The organism is Streptomyces sp. NBC_01717 (assembly GCF_036248255.1).
Taxonomy (GTDB): Bacteria; Actinomycetota; Actinomycetes; order Streptomycetales; family Streptomycetaceae; genus Streptomyces.
This window is the reverse complement of the sequence record NZ_CP109178.1, coordinates 5,769,126-5,787,701: the sequence shown is the minus strand read 5'-3', so window position 1 is coordinate 5,787,701 and position 18,576 is coordinate 5,769,126. Positions and strand designations below refer to the sequence as shown.

15 protein-coding genes and 1 other RNA gene are annotated in these 18,576 nt (G+C 70.4%); 2 read left to right on the top strand and 14 right to left on the bottom strand.

The features are described from left to right. Window positions 1-10 precede the first annotated feature (10 nt). The 6 genes from OHB49_RS26170 to OHB49_RS26145 all read right to left on the bottom strand — a co-directional run bounded on the left by OHB49_RS26170 (window position 11) and on the right by OHB49_RS26145 (window position 7,292). The gene (locus tag OHB49_RS26170; protein ID WP_003968811.1) at window positions 11-292 is read right to left on the bottom strand and encodes an HU family DNA-binding protein; all 282 of its coding nucleotides are present in this window, start codon (window positions 290-292) and stop codon (window positions 11-13) included. Between the two features lie 421 nt (window positions 293-713). After that, complete coding sequence (locus OHB49_RS26165) at window positions 714-2,150, bottom strand: NAD-dependent malic enzyme (protein ID WP_030971145.1); 1,437 nt, start codon at window positions 2,148-2,150, stop codon at window positions 714-716. 404 nt (window positions 2,151-2,554) lie between these two features. Continuing rightward, window positions 2,555-4,963 (bottom strand): HelD family protein, encoded by a 2,409-nt coding sequence (locus tag OHB49_RS26160; RefSeq protein WP_329163450.1) that lies wholly within the window; start codon window positions 4,961-4,963, stop codon window positions 2,555-2,557. Between the two features lie 129 nt (window positions 4,964-5,092). Next, a complete protein-coding gene (locus OHB49_RS26155) occupies window positions 5,093-6,010 on the bottom strand; it encodes an anti-sigma factor family protein (protein WP_329163449.1) in 918 nt (305 codons plus the stop codon). Then, on the bottom strand, window positions 6,007-6,594 hold the full coding sequence (locus OHB49_RS26150) for a sigma-70 family RNA polymerase sigma factor (protein ID WP_329163447.1): 588 nt from the start codon (window positions 6,592-6,594) through the stop codon (window positions 6,007-6,009). The genes OHB49_RS26155 and OHB49_RS26150 overlap by 4 nt, the downstream gene beginning before the upstream one ends. Window positions 6,595-6,683: 89 nt before the next feature. Further along, window positions 6,684-7,292, bottom strand: a complete 609-nt coding sequence (locus tag OHB49_RS26145) for a CGNR zinc finger domain-containing protein (RefSeq protein ID WP_030971154.1) — start codon at window positions 7,290-7,292, stop codon at window positions 6,684-6,686. 122 nt (window positions 7,293-7,414) lie between these two features. On the opposite strand from OHB49_RS26145, the gene OHB49_RS26140 reads away from it, so the two are divergent. Beyond that, window positions 7,415-8,068: a GNAT family N-acetyltransferase gene (locus OHB49_RS26140; RefSeq protein WP_329163445.1), complete on the top strand. Its 654-nt coding sequence runs from the start codon at window positions 7,415-7,417 to the stop codon at window positions 8,066-8,068. Here OHB49_RS26140 and OHB49_RS26135 read toward each other — a convergent pair. The 7 genes from OHB49_RS26135 to OHB49_RS26105 all read right to left on the bottom strand — a co-directional run bounded on the left by OHB49_RS26135 (window position 7,977) and on the right by OHB49_RS26105 (window position 16,702). After that, window positions 7,977-8,564, bottom strand: coding sequence for a GNAT family N-acetyltransferase (locus OHB49_RS26135; protein ID WP_329163444.1), 588 nt, complete (start codon window positions 8,562-8,564; stop codon window positions 7,977-7,979). The genes OHB49_RS26140 and OHB49_RS26135 overlap by 92 nt on opposite strands. Window positions 8,565-8,581: 17 nt before the next feature. Further along, the gene (locus OHB49_RS26130; protein WP_329163443.1) at window positions 8,582-9,727 is read right to left on the bottom strand and encodes a uroporphyrinogen-III synthase; all 1,146 of its coding nucleotides are present in this window, start codon (window positions 9,725-9,727) and stop codon (window positions 8,582-8,584) included. Between the two features lie 126 nt (window positions 9,728-9,853). Next, window positions 9,854-11,185, bottom strand: coding sequence for a nitrate/nitrite transporter (locus OHB49_RS26125; RefSeq protein WP_329163441.1), 1,332 nt, complete (start codon window positions 11,183-11,185; stop codon window positions 9,854-9,856). 145 nt (window positions 11,186-11,330) lie between these two features. Further along, complete coding sequence (locus OHB49_RS26120; RefSeq protein WP_329163439.1) at window positions 11,331-12,572, bottom strand: acyltransferase family protein; 1,242 nt, start codon at window positions 12,570-12,572, stop codon at window positions 11,331-11,333. Continuing rightward, a complete protein-coding gene (locus OHB49_RS26115) occupies window positions 12,569-14,761 on the bottom strand; it encodes a bifunctional polysaccharide deacetylase/glycosyltransferase family 2 protein (RefSeq protein WP_078852677.1) in 2,193 nt (730 codons plus the stop codon). Before OHB49_RS26115 ends, OHB49_RS26120 begins: the two co-directional genes overlap by 4 nt. After that, the gene (locus OHB49_RS26110; RefSeq protein ID WP_030971168.1) at window positions 14,762-15,424 is read right to left on the bottom strand and encodes a hypothetical protein; all 663 of its coding nucleotides are present in this window, start codon (window positions 15,422-15,424) and stop codon (window positions 14,762-14,764) included. A 318-nt stretch (window positions 15,425-15,742) separates the two neighbouring features. Further along, window positions 15,743-16,702, bottom strand: coding sequence for a LysR family transcriptional regulator (locus tag OHB49_RS26105; protein WP_329163436.1), 960 nt, complete (start codon window positions 16,700-16,702; stop codon window positions 15,743-15,745). A gap of 84 nt (window positions 16,703-16,786) precedes the next feature. Between OHB49_RS26105 and OHB49_RS26100 the strand changes: the two genes are divergently transcribed. Further along, entirely contained in the window at window positions 16,787-18,034 is a 1,248-nt protein-coding gene (locus tag OHB49_RS26100) for an MFS transporter (protein ID WP_329163434.1), read from the top strand. A 73-nt stretch (window positions 18,035-18,107) separates the two neighbouring features. Here OHB49_RS26100 and ssrA read toward each other — a convergent pair. Beyond that, window positions 18,108-18,496, bottom strand: a transfer-messenger RNA (tmRNA) gene (gene ssrA, locus OHB49_RS26095). Between the last annotated feature and the right edge of the window lie 80 nt (window positions 18,497-18,576).

Below are 18,576 nucleotides of genomic sequence, written 5' to 3'. Positions count from 1 at the left end.
CCTACGGGGCTTACTTGCCCTTGGCGGCTTCCTTGAGCTTCGAGCCCGCGGAGACCTTCACGCTGTAGCCGGCCGGGATGTTGATCGGGTCGCCGGTCTGCGGGTTACGAGCGGTGCGAGCGGCACGGTGGGTGCGCTCGAAGGTCAGGAAGCCGGGGATGGTGACCTTCTCGTCGCCCTTGGCGACGATCTCACCGACGGTCTCGGCGAGCGCGGCCAGCACGGCGTCGGCGTCCTTGCGGGTCACCTCGGCGCGGTCGGCCAGGGCGGCCACCAGCTCACTGCGGTTCATGTTGTTACTCCCGTGTTCTTCTTGCCTGTGAGGCGTGAGATCGAAGCCGATGCTGCCAGGGCCCTCGGACAGTCCCCGGACCCGGGTCTGACGTCAGACCCTCGCGCCCGAATACGCATCCTGCCCCCACCTGCGGCGGGAAAGCCAATCCGGCACCCTCCGGAGTCACACGAAAGCCGCCACTGCCTCGTCGTGGTGACGTTCCGTCGACTCCCTGAAGCGGCCCTCAGCAGATGCTGGAGCGCCCCGCGGCGGGTCCACAGCGGGTGCGGGGTCCTGCGGGGCTCGCTGCCCGCCCACCCTAAAGGGGCGTTTGGGGCCCCGCGACCCGCGACGCGCCGTGGGACGGGCCTACGTGGGGGGCGCCGCGGCCCGCCACAGCCCCCGGCAGGGGCCGTGGCGGGTAAGGGAAGCCGTGGCTTCACATGGAGTTCCCCGAGCCCGTCACAGCGCCTCCAGCGGCCTTCGCGGCCGTGCGGACGGCCCCGGCGACCGCGCCCGCGACCTTGTCGTTGAAGACCGACGGGATGATGTAGTTCCGGTTCAGCTCGTCCTCGGCAACCGTCTCGGCGAGGGCGCCGGCCGCGGCGAGCATCATCTCCGTGTTGACCGTGCGGGACTGAGCGTCCAGCAGACCGCGGAAGACACCCGGGAAGACCAGCACGTTGTTGATCTGGTTCGGGAAGTCGGAGCGCCCGGTGGCCACAACTGCCGCGGTCTGGCGGGCGATTGCCGGGTCCACCTCGGGGTCCGGGTTCGCGAGCGCGAACACGATCGCGCCGTCCGCCATCGCCGCGACGTCGTTGCCGTCCAGCACGTTCGGAGCGGAGACGCCGATGAAGACGTCGGCGCCGACGACGGCCTCCTTGAGCGTGCCTGTCATCGACTCCGGGTTGGTGTTGTCGGCGATCCAGCGCAGCGGCGAGTCGGGGTCGGCGGAGACCAGGTCCTCGCGACCCGCGTGCACCACACCGTGGATGTCGGCGACGACGGTGTGCTTGACGCCCGCGGCGATGAGCAGCTTCAGGATGGCCGTACCGGCCGCTCCGGCGCCGGACATGACGACGCGTACGTCCCCAATTCCCTTGCCCACCACGCGCAGTGCGTTGGTCAGGGCGGCCAGCACGACGATCGCGGTGCCGTGCTGGTCGTCGTGGAAGACGGGGATGTCGAGGGCCTCGCGCAGCCGTGCCTCGATCTCGAAGCAGCGGGGTGCGGAGATGTCCTCCAGGTTGATGCCCGCGAAGCCGGGGGCGATCGCCTTGACGATCTCGACGATCGCGTCGGTGTCCTGGGTGTCCAGGCAGATCGGCCAGGCGTCGATGCCGGCGAACCGCTTGAAGAGGGCCGCCTTGCCCTCCATCACCGGCAGGGCCGCCATCGGACCGATGTTGCCGAGGCCGAGTACGGCGGAGCCGTCCGTCACAACTGCGACGGAGTTGCGCTTGATGGTGAGACGTCGAGCGTCCTCGGGGTTCTCGGCAATCGCCATGCAGACCCGCGCCACACCCGGGGTGTAGATCATCGAGAGGTCGTCACGGTTGCGGATGGGGTGCTTGGACGCCATCTCGATCTTGCCGCCGAGGTGCATCAGGAACGTACGGTCGGAGACCTTGCCCAGCACGACACCTTCGATGTCGCGCAGGCCTTCGACGATCTCGTCCGCGTGCGCGGTGGAGGATGCCGCGATGGTGACGTCGATCCGCAGCTTCTCGTGACCGGAAGCGGTCACATCGAGGCCGGTGACCGAACCGCCGGAGGACTCCACGGCCGTGGTGAGCTGGGAGACCGCTGTACCGCTCGCGGGCACCTCCAGCCTGACCGTCATCGAGTACGAGACGCTGGGCGCCGTTGCCATGGCCGAGTCCTTCGCTTTCCCTAGCTTCATTGCTGCGCGGCCGGGGCGCTCGCCTCGGACACGCTTCCCGATGTTCGCACCTACTGGCCGGTAGCCGGTAATGACTGCCACTCTTCGGAAAGTGTTTTCCACCATACGAGATTTGATCTCTTGGTGGAACCCTGGCAGCCCCGGCCGCGACCGCCGGACCAGGCCACCGACAAAAACAGACCCGCGCCACCGGAAGGTGACGCGGGTCTGTCTTTTTCACTTGAGCGGCACCGACCCGCCATGCTCGCCTCGCGGCAAGTGGTCGCTCGTAGCGACGAAGGTTGGGCCCGGGGGCTTGGATCGAGCCGGTGCCGACACCAGGCTAACAAAGTCCCCGGGATAAGTGATTCCCGCATCGCAGGTTGACTTGTCCGTCAGTCCCTGAGCAGATCCGGAACTCCGTCCTCGTCGGGCAGGTCCCGCTCCCCCGACACCACCGTGAGCTGCTGCGTCGCGCGGGTCAGCGCCACGTACAGCACCCGCAGACCGGCCGGCGACTCGTCGGCGATCTCCGCCGGCGAGACGACGACCGTGGCGTCGTACTCCAGGCCCTTCGCCTCCAGGCTGCCGAGCGCCACCACCCGGTCGCCGAGCTCCGCGAGCCACTTGCGGGCCTGCGCGCGCCGGTTCATCGCGACGACGACACCGACCGTGCCGTCCACCTCGCCGAGCAGCCGCCGCGCCTCCTCCCGTACGACCCCGGCCAGATCGCCGTCGCGTACGGCCTCGAAGCGGGGCTGCACTCCCGTCGAACGGACCGCGGCCGGGGACTCCATTCCGGGCATCGCGAGCGTCAGGACCTTCGCCGCGAGCTCCGCGATCTCCGCCGGGTTCCGGTAGTTGACGGTGAGGGTGAAGCGGCGGCGCGGGCGGTTGCCGAGCGCCTCGTCGCGCGCCTCGGCCGCCTCGTCGGGATCGGACCAGGAGGACTGCGCCGGGTCGCCGACGATGGTCCAGGTGGCGGTACGGCCGCGGCGGCCGACCATGCGCCACTGCATCGGCGTGAGGTCCTGCGCCTCGTCGACGATGACGTGCGTGTACTCCGTACGCTCCGCCGCGAGCCGCTCGGCCCGCTCGCGCTGGGTCTCCTCGCGCTGCGGCATCAGCTCCTCCAGACCCGAGAGCTGGTCCAGCGGATCGAACTCACGCTTCTTCTTCGGCCGGTGCGGGGTGCCGAGCAGTGCGTGCAGCTCGTCGAGGATCGCCACGTCGTGTACGGACAGGGGACCCCGGCCCGCACTGTCGAGCCGCTTCAGTGAACGGGCGAGACGGCGCACCTCGCCCTGGTTGAGGACCCGGCGCGCCCAGCGGCCGAGCCGCTTCTCGTCGGCCATCGCGGCGAGCACCCCGCGCGGGGTGAGCTCGGGCCACCAGGCGTTCAGGAAGTCGACGAACGGCGTCTCGGTGGAGACGTCCTCGTCGAAGGAGGAGCGCAGTTCCGCGGCCAGCTCGGGGTCGGTGTAGCGGCCCCGGCCCGACGACTTGTTCCACAGGGCGTCCAGCAGCAGCCTGCGGGCGCGGGGGCGCAGCAGGTTGACCGGGGTGGTGCCGCCGAGTACGGACTGCCGGATGCGGTGGAGCTCGTCGGCATTCAGCTCGACGCGGGCGCCGAAGGCGACCACGCGAAGGTGGGTGGGGGTGGTGAGGGGCGCGGCCGTCTCGTCCTCGGAGCCGTCGGTACCCTCCTCGTCACCGAACGACAGCTGGCCGTCCTGTCCGCCCTGGGGCACGCCCGGGGTCCGGGGCTGTTCCAGCGCCCCGCGGGCCGCCTTGCGCAGCACCTGGAGCATCCGGGAGGACCCCTTGATCCGGGCGACGGCCGGTTCGTCGTACGTGGTGGCACCCTCGACGCCCGCCGCCTCGTCGGAGAGCGAGCCGACCGCGCGGATCGCGACCTGTCCCTCCTCGCCGAGCGAGGGCAGCACGCCTTCGGTGTACGCGACGAGCAGCGGGGTCGGCGAGACGACGAGGATGCCGCCCGCGTACCGCCGCCGGTCCTGGTAGAGCAGATACGCGGCGCGGTGCAGGGCGACGGCGGTCTTGCCGGTGCCGGGGCCGCCGGAGACCTCGGTGACGGAGGCGGCGGGCGCCCGGATCACCAGGTCCTGCTCGGCCTGGATGGACGAGACGATGTCGCGCATGGTGTGGCTGCGGGCCTGGCCGAGCGCCGCCATCAGCGCGCCGTCGCCGATGACGGGCAGCTTGTCCCCGTCCTTGAACGAGGTCAGCTCCGGGCGCATCAGGTCGTCCTCGACCCCGAGGACCTTGCGGCCCTTGGAGCGGATGACCCGGCGGCGTACCACCCGGCCCGGGTCCTTCGGCGTCGACCGGTAGAACGGCGCGGCGGCCGGTGCCCGCCAGTCGATGACCAGCGGCGCGTAGTCGGAGTCGAGGACCCCGATCCGGCCGATGTGGAGCGTCTCCGCGATTTCGGCCGTGCTGTCGTCGCGCACGGCGTCGTCGGCCGGTTCGACGGAGGTGAACGCGCCGTCCGGGCCGCGCTCGCCGTCCTTGCCAAGCAGCAGATCGATCCTCCCGAAGAGGAAGTCCTCGAACTCGCTGTTCAGCCGGTTGAGGTGGATCCCGGCCCGGAACACCTGGGCATCACGCTCCGCGAGCGCGCCGGGCGTACCGACCTGGCCGCGCTTGACGGCGTCGTTCATGAGAAATTCCGCCTCGTGGATCTTCTCCTCGAGGCGGTGATAAACACGGTCGAGATGTTCCTGCTCGACACCGATTTCCCGGTCCCGCAACGAATCGACAGCGGCATCCTGCGCGGCCACCGAGGCCCCCTTCTGACGTGCATTGGGCAGCCGTCAACCCTATGCGAAGGAAGCCCCGCCGCGCACCTGCCACGAGCACCGATATGGCTCGTGGGAGGTCTCGATTGTGCGTCGGGCCCGGTCGGGCGGTTATGCGTCGATGTCCACCAGTCGCTTTCCGTCGAATGTGCGCACCTCGAAATGGTCGATGTCGGCACGGTCCATCGCCGCGCCACCGTGGACGTAGAGCGGATATTTCGCGTTCGGGTGCGGGGAGTCCTTGATGCCGTAGCCCCACTTCGGTACGGACCAGGAGGTGACGACCTCCTCCTCACCGGTCTTCGAGACGGCGATCAGGCTGCACTTCTCCGGCCCCGTGACGTTGTTGAGCTCCAGCACGGCGTGCGTGCCCCACGCCTTCTTCTCCGTGCCGACCGTGGCGTCGACCTTGGTGACGGGATCGGTGGCATGCACCTTCTCCGTCATGTGGTGGAAGAACGCGTCCTCGGCGGGGCTGGTGGGGTGCGGGTCGGCCGCCTGGTTCGTGCCGCTGTCCCCGCCGGTGGTCACGACGGCGACCACCGGACCGCCGATGATCAGCGCCGCGGCGGCCGCCACCAGATACATGCCGCGGCGCCGCCGCCTGGCCCGTCTGGTCGCGACCTCGTCGACCAGCCGGTCGAGCACCCGGGGGGCGGGCGGCTCGGGGACGTGCGGGACGGGGCGGGCGCCCGGTACGGCGGCGGGGGCCTCGGCGAGCATCGCGAGCATGGGTTCCATGCCGGCGAACTCGTCGAGATGGGCGGCGCAGAGCGCGCAGCCGGCCAGATGCTCCTCGAACGCGGAGGCCTCGGTCTCGTCCAGGATGCCCAGGACGTACGCCCCGGCGGCGTCGTGCTCCGGCCCCTCGGTGGCTCCACCGGAACCGGGGCCGTGGGCTGCGCCGAAGCCTCCGGGGCCGCCGAAACTGCTGGGGATTCCCGGGCGGCCGCGCGGACCTGTGGGGCCGGTGGGACTGGAGGGACCGGTCGGCCGGGGCCCGAAAGGCTCCCACTCGTGGTTGCTCATGCCGTGATCCCCCTCTCTTCGAGTGCGAGCTTCATCGAGCGCAGTGCGTAGAACACCCGGGACCGCACCGTGCCGCTGGGTATGCCGAGCACCTCGGCAGCCTCATTGACCGTACGTCCCTTGAAGTAGGTCTCGACCAATGCTTCCCGATGGGCGGGGGTCAAGTCCTCGAGCGCATCCGAGAGCGTCATCAGCCACAGCGCCTTGTCAATCTCGTCCTCCGCGGGAATGACCTCCAGCGGCGACGGATCGACCTCGTGCGGCCGGGCCTGCCGGCTGCGGTGGCCGTCGATGACGATGCGCCGGGCGACCGTCACCAGCCAGGGGCGGACAGAGCCGGTCGCCCGGTTGAGCTGACCGGCGTTCTTCCAGGCACGGATGAGCGTTTCCTGCACCACGTCCTCGGCACGCTGACGGTCGCCGGCGACGAGGCGGAGCACGTACGCGAGCAGCGGTCCGGCGTGTTCGCGGTAGAGCGCCCGCATCAGCTCCTCGTCGGGGACGGAGGAGGGAGACGGGGGCGGTTCACTGCGATGTCGAGCCCTGTGCGGACGGTCATCGGCCACGGCCGCATCCTTGCGCACCCGAACCTCCCGGTCGAGACCCTGTAGAGCTCCTTGGCCATCGAATACGGAGGCGGGCCCCGATCCATTCAACGCTGCTCCGAGATTTTTTACGAGGTGAGCTCCGCCACCGTGACCTCCGCCGCCCGACGCCGGTGCCTGGCTACCCGTTCCCGGTTCCCGCACACCTCGCTGGAGCACCAGCGACGCCGCCGCCCCCGGGACGTATCGAGGTAGATCCGTCGGCAGTTGTCGCCCTCGCAGCGGCGGAGCCCGGCCCGCGCGACCGGGTCGGTCAGGAGCTCCACGACGTCGCGGGCGACGGCGGACAGCAGCGCCCGGCATTCGAGGTCGGCGCTCAGTGCCCGTACCAGCAGACCGTTCCGGGCGCGCACGGCCCGCACTCCCGGCGGGGCCCCGGCGGCAAGTTCGTTGACGCGTTCGAGCGCGCCGTCGGCGTCGTGGCCGCCGAGCTCGGCGCTCAGCAACAGGTCGACGCCTGTGCGCAGCTGCCGGAAGCCGGCCAGCCAGGTGTCGTCGACGGCGTCGAGGCGGGTGTCCTCCGGTACGAGTCCGGTGGCCACCAGCCAGTCGGCGAGCCGGTCCGCCCCGTCGAGCAGTTCGCAGGCGCCGGAGGTACCGATCCCCGTCGCCACCAGGTCCAGGCAGAGCCGCCCGGAGTCGAACCGCCAGTCGTACGAGCCCTTGCCCGCCGCCATGCGCATGTCACCGCCTCGGGGTTGCCGGTCGGAGCCACCACCCAGAGTGCCCGTCGCCGGCCCGGCCCGGAACCCCTCCCACCACCCGGGTCGTGGCCGGGCTCCCCCCGTACGGTGAGGACATGAGCGACGATCTCCGGGAGGCCGCGTTCTCGGCCGGCCCCCTGCTGCTGCGGCCATGGTGCCGGGACGACATACCGGCGCTGGTCGAGGCCTACCGCGATCCCACGATGCTCGACCGGCTGCGGGATCTCATCACGGACGAGGCGGACGCGGAACGCTGGCTGCGCATCCAGACGGAGGGCCGGGAGTCCGGCACCCGGTTCAGCTTCGCCGTCGTCGACACGGAGCTCGACGGCCGACCGGTCGGCAATGTGGCGCTGAAGTACCCGGCGCCCGGCTCCGGTTCGGCCGAGGTCGGCTACTGGACAGCGGCACGGGCCCGGGGTCGCGGGCTCGCCCCACAGGCGGTCGAAGCGCTCACCGGCTGGGCGTTCACCACCTTCGCCGACGACGGTCTGCGGCGGCTCGACCTGCTCCACCAGGAGGACAACCGTGCCTCGTGCCGGGTCGCCGTGAAGAGCGGGTACGCCTTCGCCGAGATCCTCCCGGCCCGCCCGCCGTGGCCGCTCGACGGGCACCGCCACGTCCGGGAGGCGGACCGAGGGCTGTCCGGGCCGGCCGTCAGCCGGCGGACGGCCGGTCGACCGGTCCCTCGACCGGACCGTCGTGCAGGATCCGCTGGAACAGCCGGTGATCGCGCCACCGACCGTTGATGTGCAGATAGCGCGGAGCCATACCGATCACCTCGAAGCCGGACTTGGCGAGCACCCGCTGTGACGCCGCGTTGTCGAGCAGGGTCGAGGCCTCCACACGGTGCAGCCGCAGCACGTCCCTGGCCGCCGCGCAGACCTGCGCCACGGCCGCGGTGGCAAGGCCCCGGCCCGCGTGATCGACATCGACCCAGTAGCCGAGACTGGCGCTGCGGAACGGCCCCAGCACGATGTTGGTGAGCGTGAACCCACCCGTCGCCCGGTCGTCGGCGTCGGCGAGCACCCACGGCACCCCACGCCCCGCTTCATGGTCCGCCAGCAGCCCGGCCAGGCGCTCCTGCTGCCCCTTCTCGGTGTAGAAGGCGTCGGGACGCACGGGTTCCCAGGGCTGCATGTACGCGCGGCTTCGGGTCAGCGAATCGGCCAGAGAGGCGGCGTCGGCCATGGTGGCGGGACGGAGTCGTATCTCCGTGCCGAGCAGGTGCATGTCGGTGGTCATCCCTGCACGGTAATGCGTCAGGAGTCCGCGTACTTGGCGTCCGCAGCCGCCGGGTCCAGCGCCAGCCGGTAGCCGCGCTTGACGACCGTCTGGATCAGCCGGGGCACACCGAGTGCCGTACGCAGCCGGGCCATCGCGGTCTCCACCGCGTGTTCGTCCGTACCGCTGCCGGGCAGCGCGCGCAGCAGGTCGGCCCGGGCCACAACCCAGCCCGGCCGGCGGGCCAGGCTGTGCAGCAGGGCCATGCCTGCGGGCGGCACGGGGCGCAGTTCGTCGTCGACGAGCACCGCGTGGCCGCGGATCTCGACCCGGTGCCCGGCGACCGGCAACGTACGGGCGCCGCCGGGCAGTTCTCGGCAGAGCAGCTGGACGAGCGGGCCGAGCCGGAAGCGTTCCGGCTGGATGGTGTCGATGCCGCGAGCCTGCAGCGGCAGTGCGGTGACCGGGCCGACGCAGGCCGAGACGACTTCGCCCTGCAGGGCGCCCAGGATCTCCGGGAGCAGCCCCCGCTTGTCGGCCCGGTTCAGGAAGGAGGCGGCGGCCGGGGCGCTGGTGAAGGTGAGCGCGTCCAGGCCACGGGCGGCCGTGACGTCGAGCAGCCGGTCGAGCGGGGCGAGGTCCTCGGGTTCCATCCAGCGGTAGACGGGTACGACGACGACTTCGGCGCCGCCCGCCCGCAGCGACTCGACGAAGCCCGGCAGTGGTTCGCCGTGCAGCTGGAGCGCGATGCGGCGGCCCTCGACGCCTTCGTCGAGGAGCCGGTCCAGGACCTCGGCCATGGACTCGGAGCCGGGCGACCAGGCCTCGGTGAGCCCGGCGGCCCGGACGGCGCCCTTCACCTTCGGTCCGCGGGCCAGCAGTTCGACCGTGCGCAGCCGGTCCAGCAGCCGGTCGCCGATGCCCCAGCCGTCGGCGGCCTCGATCCAGCCGCGGAAGCCGATCGCGGTGGTCGCGACGACCACGTCGGGAACCTGGTCGATGAGTTCCTCGGTGGCGGCGAGGAGTTCGCTGTCGTCGGCGAGCGGCACGATCCGCAGGGCGGGCGCGTGTACGACGGTGGCACCCCGTCGCTGCAACAGGGTGCCGAGTTCGTCCGCGCGGCGTGCGGCGGTCACCCCGACCGTGAAACCCGCGAGGGGCCCGTGCTGTTCGTCGTCGCGCATGTGGTCTACCGGCTCTCGTCCCGCTGCTCGTTGATGCGGAGGACCGAGACTGCCAAGTAAGCGTGACAGGCTCGGTTCACCCGTATTTCCCGCCCGTTACGTCGTCCCGACGCCGGACGGTCATGATCACACCTCGGCGTAACTGAGCTGCGGCTTCGCGGGGACGACGGCGGCGCGGCGAAGGTATACCGCCCAAGTGACCGTGAAACACACGCCGTAGAAGGCGAAGAAGGTCCAGAAGGCCGCCGTCCCCGTGCCGGCGGTCTGGAATGACTGCCGGAACGCGAGGTTGATGGCGAGCCCGCCGAGCGCGCCGACGGCGCCGATGAGTCCCATGGCCGCCCCGGAGAGCCGTCGCCCGTGGGCCGCCGCCTCCTCGCCGCGCAGCCCCTGGGCGATCGCCTTGGCATGGAAGATGCCGGGGATCATCTTGTACGTCGATCCGTTGCCCAGACCGGTCAGGACGAAGAGGGCGATGAATCCGACGAGGAACACGGCGAGCGACTCGATGCCCGAGGCGTACACGACGACGCCGGTCGCTGCGGCCATCGCGGCGAAGTTCCACAGGGTGATCCGGGCGCCGCCGTACCGGTCGGCGAGCCACCCTCCCGCGGGCCGGATGAGCGAGCCGAGCAGCGGGCCGATGAAGGTGAGCGAGGCGGCCTGCAGCGGCGTCCGGCCGAACTGGGTCTGCAGGACCAGCCCGAAGGCGAAGCTGTAGCCGATGAAGGAGCCGAAGGTGCCGATGTAGAGCACCGACATGATCCAGGTGTGCGGGTCGCGGGCGGCGTCCCTCGCGGCCCCGGTGTCGTTCTGCACGGGTGCCAGGTTGTCCATGAAGGACGCGGCGCACAGGGCGGCCACGACGATCAGCGGTACGTACACGGCGAGCACGATCCGCGGGTGGGTGGCGCCCGCCGTGCCGATCACCAGCAGCCCGACGAGCTGCACGACGGGTACGCCGATGTTGCCGCCGCCCGCGTTGAGCCCGAGCGCCCAGCCCTTCTTGCGGAGCGGGAAGAAGGCGTTGATGTTCGTCATCGACGAGGCGAAGTTCCCGCCGCCGATCCCGGCGAGCGCGGCCACCACGAGGAAGGTGGTGTACGAGGTCCCTGGCTCCATCACCAGGTACGCGGCGACGGTCGGCACGAGAAGGGTCAGGGCGCTGATCACCGTCCAGTTCCGCCCGCCGAACCGGGCGACCGCGAACGTGTACGGGACCCGGGCCAGGGCTCCGACCAGCGTCGCCGTCGAGATCAGGAAGAACTTGCCGGCCGGGTCGACCCCGTACTCCGGCCCCATGAACAGCACCATCACCGACCACAAGGTCCAGATCGAGAACCCGATGTGCTCGGAGAGCACGGAGAACCACAGATTCCGGCGGGCGATCCGCTCGCCCTTCTCCTGCCAGAAGATCTCGTCCTCCGGCTCCCACCGCTTGATCCACCTGCCGGCCATCACGCCTCCACGGTTCGCGTTCCACGAGTGTCGGGTCGTCTGCCTCGACGCTAGGGAGCGCGCGTTTCGATGCGGTGCCGCGAGGTGACCGGTGGGCAACCTTGCTCTCACCGGGCCTGGGGCGGCCCGGTGAGGAGAAGGCCGGTCACTGCGGGGCCGGTGCGTTCTTCCGTCTCGCGGACGCGCCGGTGGGCCACAGCCGGGGGCTGCGCTTCGCGGCGACGTCCTCGACCCAGCCGACCGCGAGGATCACCAGCGCCAGCAGCGGCCAGACCAGGAGCACCATCAGCACCGCGTACGAGGAGTCGATGTACGGACCGATGTGGTCACCGACCCAGGGGATGTTCCAGAGCTCGTCTATGAGCGGCGAGGTCGCCATGATCAGCACGTTGTGCCAGAGGTAGATCGTCACCGCGCGGTTGTTGGCGAGGGTGATCAGGCTGTCCCACCGGGCCAGCCTGCCGGGGAGCTGCTGCCAGGACGGTGCGTACTGGAGCAGGATCGCGCAGAAGCCGAGCGACCAGGCCGACTGGGCCAGCGGGATCTCGTCGAGGTTCCAGCCCTCCTGCGTCAGATGCCCCGCGGCCCACCACAGTCCGAACGCCATCAGGAACGCGGCGAGCGAGACCGCCAGATAGCGCGGGATCTTCTTCAGAAGTCCGTCGTGGTGGGCGAAGCCGAGGACCCAGCAGGAGCCGAACACCGTGAAGTCGACGAGCCCCTCGCCGGTCTCCCCGGGCACGGTGACCAGTCCGGTGCCGATCACGGCGGTGAGACCGAGCGGCGCGAGCAGTGTCGCCCAGGGCAGTCTGCGGAAGGCCCTCAGCAGCAGCGGCGAGGCGAGCACGAACCAGAGGTAGGCACGGATGTACCAGAGCGGTCCGACGGCCTGGTCCGCCCAGGACTCCTCCAGGAAGCCACCCGGCGAGCCGTTCTCCCAGGGGTAGGGCGGGGCGCCGACCGGGAGGAGGTAGCAGCCCAGCTTGATGAACCACCAGATGCCCTCCTCCTTCAGGGGCTTCCAGCCGAGGACGAACATGACCGGGACGACCACCGCGGCGAACGCCCACATCGGGGGCAGCAGACGGCGGAGCCGGGCCCGCACGACGGCCGGGGCGGGACGGTCCAGCGAGCGCGCCATCAGCGAACCCGCGAGGGCGAACATGACGCCCATGGAGGGGAACACGACCGTCAGCCAGGCCCAGCCGAAGACATGGAAGACGACGACACGGACGAGGGCCACGGCGCGCAGCAGGTCGAGGTAGCGGTCGCGCCCCGGCCTCCTCGGGGCGGCCGGGGCGGACGCCTCCGGTGCCGGTGGCGCGGAACGGGCGGGCACCGGGGCCGGACGGGGCGGGGGGAACGCCGGGGTGTAACTGCTCGTCATGCGACGGGTCTCCGATCGTTGCTGCGCCCGCGCTGGCTCACCATCACGCCGGGCGCCTCCACCACTCCCGTACGGCGGAGCTTCTGCCAGCGCAGCCGGCCGCCGGTGAGTGCGGTGATCCAGGACTGGAGCAGCACCACGTACATGAGCTGCCGGTAGAGGATCTGCTGGAGGGGCAGCGAGATCAGATGCGTCATGCGTTCCCTGTCGAGCCGGAAGGCGTACGCGGCGCAGACGGCCTGCACCGCGAGAACGCCGAGCCAGGCACCGACGGTCTTCTCGGTGGGGCCGAAGACCAGTCCGTACAGCAGGAAGACATCGATGAGGGGCGCGAGCAGCGGGGCGACGACCATGAACAGGGCGACGAACGGCAGTCCGACGCGCCCGAAGCGGCCGGACGGGCCGCGCTCGACGACGGCGCGCCGGTGCTTCCAGATCGCCTGCATGGTGCCGTACGACCACCGGTACCGCTGCGACCACAGCTGCTGCACGGTCTCCGGAGCCTCGGTCCAGGCACGGGCGTTCTCCGCGTAGACGACCTGCCAGCCGTCGCGGTGCAGCGCCATCGTGACGTCGGTGTCCTCGGCGAGGGTGTCCTCACTCATACCGCCGATCCGGTCCAGCGCGTCGCGGCGGAAGGCCCCGACCGCACCGGGGATGGTCGGCATGCAGCGCAGCATGTCGTACATCCGGCGGTCGAGGTTGAAGCCCATCACGTACTCGATGTGCTGCCAGGCGCCGATCAGCGAGTCGCGGTTGCCGACCTTGGCGTTCCCGGCGACGGCGCCGACCTTGGGGTCGGCGAACGGCTGGACCAGTTCACGGACGGTGGCCGGTTCGAAGACCGTGTCGCCGTCCATCATCACGACGATGTCGTGACGGGCGTGCGCGATGCCGTTGTTGAGGGCGGCCGGCTTGCCGGCGTTGCGCTGGCGGATGACGCGGACGTTCGGCAGCCGCAACGCCTCGACGATGTCCGCCGTACCGTCCGTCGAGCCGTCGTCGATGACGATGATCTCGATGGGATGCTCACTCGCCACCAGGGATCGCACGGTGTTGGCGATGCATTCGCGTTCGTTGTAGGCGGGCACGAGCACCGAGACGGGGTCACGGAACGCGGGCCCCCAGCTGAAGTCCCTCCTGCGGACCTTCCGGGAGTGCAGGAAGGACAGCAGCAGCATCAGCCCGAAGCGGACGAGGACGAGGATCCCGATGACGGCGAGCCCGGCCACCAGCACGTCGGTGAGTTTCTCGGAGAGGTCGACGGTGAAGACGAACGCCTTGCCCTTCCACAGTGCGAACCCGGTCACGGGGGTGTGCGCACTGGGCGCGCCGAGGGCGGTGGTGAGGTTGGTGAACGTGTAGCCCCGCTGCTGCATCTGCGGCAGGAACTCGCCCAGGGCGGCCACGGTCTGGGACCGGTCGCCGCCGGAGTCGTGCATCAGGATGACGGCGCCCTTGCCACCCTTGGGGGTGGCCTGTTCGATGATCGCGGGGACCCCGGGGCGCTTCCAGTCCTCGCTGTCGGTGTTGTTGACGACGGTGAGGTAGCCGCGCGTGCCGATGTACTGGGTGACCGGCCAGGACCTGTTGTCCATGGCGTCGGCGAACGACGAGTACGGCGGCCGGAACAGGGACGTACGGATGCCTGCCGCGCCCGCCAGTACCAACTGGTTCTGGGACAGCTCCCAGTCGATACGGGAGTGCGACTGGTAGGAGAGGTCCGGGTGGTTGAAGGTGTGCAGCCCGACCTCGTGCCCCTCGTCGACCATGCGCTGGACGAGGCCGGGGTAGCGCGAGGCCATCGTCCCGGTGACAAAGAAGACGCCGTGCGCGTCGTACTTCTTCAGCGCGTCGAGGACCTGCGGGGTCCATACCGGGTCCGGTCCGTCGTCGAAGGTCAGCACGATCCGGTGATCGGGGATGCGCAGCGTCTTGGCGGGAGCGGTGGCACTCCGGGCGTCGATGACCGGGCCGCCGTCGAGGATCGCGTCGGGCACCTGATCGGTGGGCGCCGGGGCCTGGACCCGGTGGTCGGCGAGGATTTCGCTGTGCACGTAACCGCGCAACATCAGCATGGCGAGCAGGGCAACGAGAAACACGGATGGCAGCAGATAGCGCATGGGTAGCCTGCGCCGCTGGTTCCGCTTCTGTCTGTTGTGCCTGCCCCGCGAGGCGGGGATGGTCATTTACTGGGCGCCTTCTTGCTGCACAGGAGGATCCGGGGACTCGACGGGCGGGCTCGGCGTCCCGGAGGGACCGGGATCGACGGGCGGCGTCGTGGTGGCGGCGGGCGGCCCGGGGGTCGGGGTCCCCGATTCCGGCTTCTTGCCCCCGCCGGTGGTGCTGCTGGCCTTCGGCGGTACGACGGTGGTCGGCTTCGACGGGGCCTTGCCGGGCGCGGACGCGCTGCCGGAACCGGCGCCGGCCGATGGCGTCGCACTGCCGCCGGCCACCTGCTCGGTCTCCGCGGCGCCCGGTGTCGCACCCACCGGCACGACCGTGTCGGCGCTGCCCGACGGAGCAGACGGCGCCGGGACCTCGTCCGCCTTCTTGTGTTGTTTCTGACCGGAGAGCGGCAGCCACGGCGCGCTGGAATTGCCGCCGAGCAGGGCGACGACCAGCGTCACCGCGTAGCAGGCGCAGACCGCGGCAAGGATCCAGCCCAGACGCCTGAACGTCTTGCTGCGCCGACCGCTCTCGTCGACGAAGACCGGACCGTCGGAGCCTTCGGGGACTCCTGGTTCGGCAGTCAGTTCGGAGAGCTGACGTCCGAGACCGTCGAGCTGGACGGTGACATCGTTCGGCTCGTGCGTATGCCCGGTACGGGCACCTTCACGCCAATTTTCCACAGGTGTTGGCACATCCCCCACTCAGAAAAACGGGTGCGCACGTTTGAGCCAGTTACGTACCGACGGACTGGGCCCCCACCCGGTCCGTGCGCCCCCAAGCACCTTGCACCCGGAGGATGAATGTAGCGCACGAAGCTGACGAAATTACCCCTGAACGAGTGATGTCCAGGAATGGGGGATACATCGATTTCACACAGCCTGTGCCGAAAAGAAGATCGGCCCCTACATGCACAATCCACGTTTATCTGTCATGGAGTTGAGCCAACGTTGGTCAACAATCGGCCAACGTGCCACATCAGCGCCCTGCGGTCAGCATGCCTACGACATGAAGGCCAGCTCTCCCTCGGGAAGCCAGCTCCCGGCAGGCACCTCCAGCCCCCGTTCCGCCGCCGTCACTCCCGCCGCGACGCGCCGCAGCGCATCCACCCCCGGGTGTTTCAGCCCCTTGCGCCACACCAGCGACACCGGTGACAGCGGCACGGGGTCGACCAGCGGCCGTACGACCATCCCCGGCACCTCGATGAACTCGGTGCTCGCCAGCACCGACCAGCCCTGCTTCCGCACCACCCGTACGAACTCCTCCTCCCCGACGATCTCCGGGAAGGGCGCCACCAGTTCGATCCCCCGTCCCGCGAACAGCCGCTCCGCCAGGTCGGTCCACTCCGCCGTGGCCGGGTTGCCCGCCGCCGCGTACAGCCGCTCCCCCGCCAGCGCCGCCAGCGGGACCTGGTCGAGCGACGCCAGACGATGGTCGTCGCGCAGCAGGACGGTCAGCCGCTCGAAGCGGACCGGCTGATGCGCCAGCCCCGCCCGTACCGCCGGATCGAGCCCTGCCACCCGGCCGAAGGAGACATCGAGCCGCCCGGCCAGGATCTCCGCCGCCGCCCCCGTCAGCCCGCTCAGATAGCGCGCCACGAACTCCACCCCCGGCGCCTCGTCGCGGGCCAGCCCGAGCAGCCGGTGGCCCGTCCCGACCGGGGCGCTGATGTCGACCAGCAGCGGGCGCGTCTGGATCGCCCAGGCAGTGCGGAGGTCGTCGTGGGCGGCGATCACCCGGCGGGCGTGCGGCAGCAGCCGTTCGCCGTCGGGCGTGAGGGAGACCTGCCGGGTGGTCCGTACGAACAGTTCCGCACCGAGCTCGCGCTCCAGCCGCCGGATGTCGCGGCTGAGTGCCTGCTGAGCGACGTAGAGCCGGGCGGCGGCACGGGTGAAGTGCAGCTCCTCGGCGACGGTGACGAAGGCGCGCAACAGCCGGGGATCGGTATCGGAGGAGGTCACAGGCCCGAACTTACAACAGACATGCGTGAATGGGTGCGGAGCAGGTGTTGGACCGCACCGGCCGGGCGCCACGAGGGTTGACCCATGCCGTCCGACACGCCCACCACACCGCTGCACGCCGTCTCCGGCGACCTGCTGGTGATCGCCCCGCGCACCGGCGCCCCCGCCCGTCGGACCTCCACCAACCCGTACCGCCGCCTGCTCGCCACCCCCGGCGCCCGCGCCTTCACCATCGGCAATCTGATCGCGCGGCTGCCGATGGGGATGTTCAGCGTCAGCGCCGTGATCATGATCGCCGGATCGCGCGGCTCGTACGCCCTGGCCGGGGCGGTCACCGCGACCGGGCTCGCCGCGACCGCCGTCGTCGCGCCCTGGACGGCCCGGCTCGTCGACCGGTACGGCCAGGCCAGGATCGCCGTGCCCGCCACCGCGATCGCCACGCTCGGATCGCTCGCGCTGCTGCTCTGCGTGCACTACGACGCCCCGGTCTGGACACTCTTCGCCGCCTACGCCGCCACGGCCACCACTCCCAACACCGGCGGCATGTCCCGCGCCCGCTGGGCCCATCTGCACCGCGGCGACCCGGCCGCGCTGCACACCGCGAACTCCTTCGAACAGGCCGCCGACGAACTGTGCTTCATGCTCGGCCCCGCCCTCGCCGCACTCCTGTGCGCGGCGCTCTTCCCGGAGGCGGGGACGCTGATCGGTGCGATCCTGCTGATGACCGGCGTGCTGGTCTTCGCCGCCCAGCGCGCCACGGAGCCCCCGGTGGCGCCCCGCACCCGGGCGGGTTCCCCGCTGCGCACCCGCGGCATGCCCGCGCTGCTCGCCACCTTCCTCGCCACCGGCGCGGTCTTCGGCGCCATGGAGGTCGTCACGATCGCGTACGCCGGGGGCGCGATCCTGGCGCTCCAGGCCGGCGGCTCGTGCGTGGCGGGACTGCTGTACGGATCACTGCGCCCGGCCACGGACATCCGACGCCGGCTGCTGTGGTGCCTGGCGGGGATGACGACGCTGATGTCCCTGCCGCTGCTCGCCGCCTCCGCGACCGACTCTCTGCTCATGCTGGCCGGCGGTCTGCTGCTGGCGGGCGCGGCCACGGCGCCGACGATGGTCACCGGGATGACGCTGGTGCAACGGCTGACCCCCGAGGGTCAGTTGAACGAGGGCATGACGCTCTCCGTCACCGCACTGCTGGGCGGGATAGCGGCCGGTTCGGCGGCCGGCGGCTGGATGGTCGAGCACACGGGGGTGGTCTCGGGATACGTCGTCCCGGTGTGCGCGGCGGGACTCGCCCTGGCCGTCGCGGCGGCCGGAATCCGCCGGACATGAACCCGGGGACGACCCCGGACACGAACGAGGACCCCGCTGCCGGTGGGCAACGGGGTCCTCGTTCACATGGGAATTGTGGAGATGGCGGGAATCGAACCCGCGTCCAACGGTGCAGAATCAGGGCTTCTCCGAGCGCAGTTCGCTGCGATTTTCTCGGCCCCGGAGATCTCGCGAACAAGTCTCCGACGGGCTCAGTCACTGTTTGATTTCCCACCGAACCCCGTGACCGGGCTCAGTGGTTTAGTCCCCTAGATTATGCCAGGGTCCGGGTCGGGAACACCCCCGGGCTGACACCCATTAAGGGTCCCTCACTCACTGCTTATTAGGCAGCGAGGGCGAAGGACTGGGAATCGCTCTTGGAATTGGCGATTATTGGTTGCGACATATGGTTTACGAGATCATTGCCGCTTCCTCGGCTCGCTTCCCCTGCTTCGACATCCGCTGTCGAAACCGATCATCCCCATGTTGTTTTTTCAAAGGCGCACCCGCTGTGAGGTGCAGTGCCATCCTACGTGACCAACGCACGACGGTGCCAGCCTATT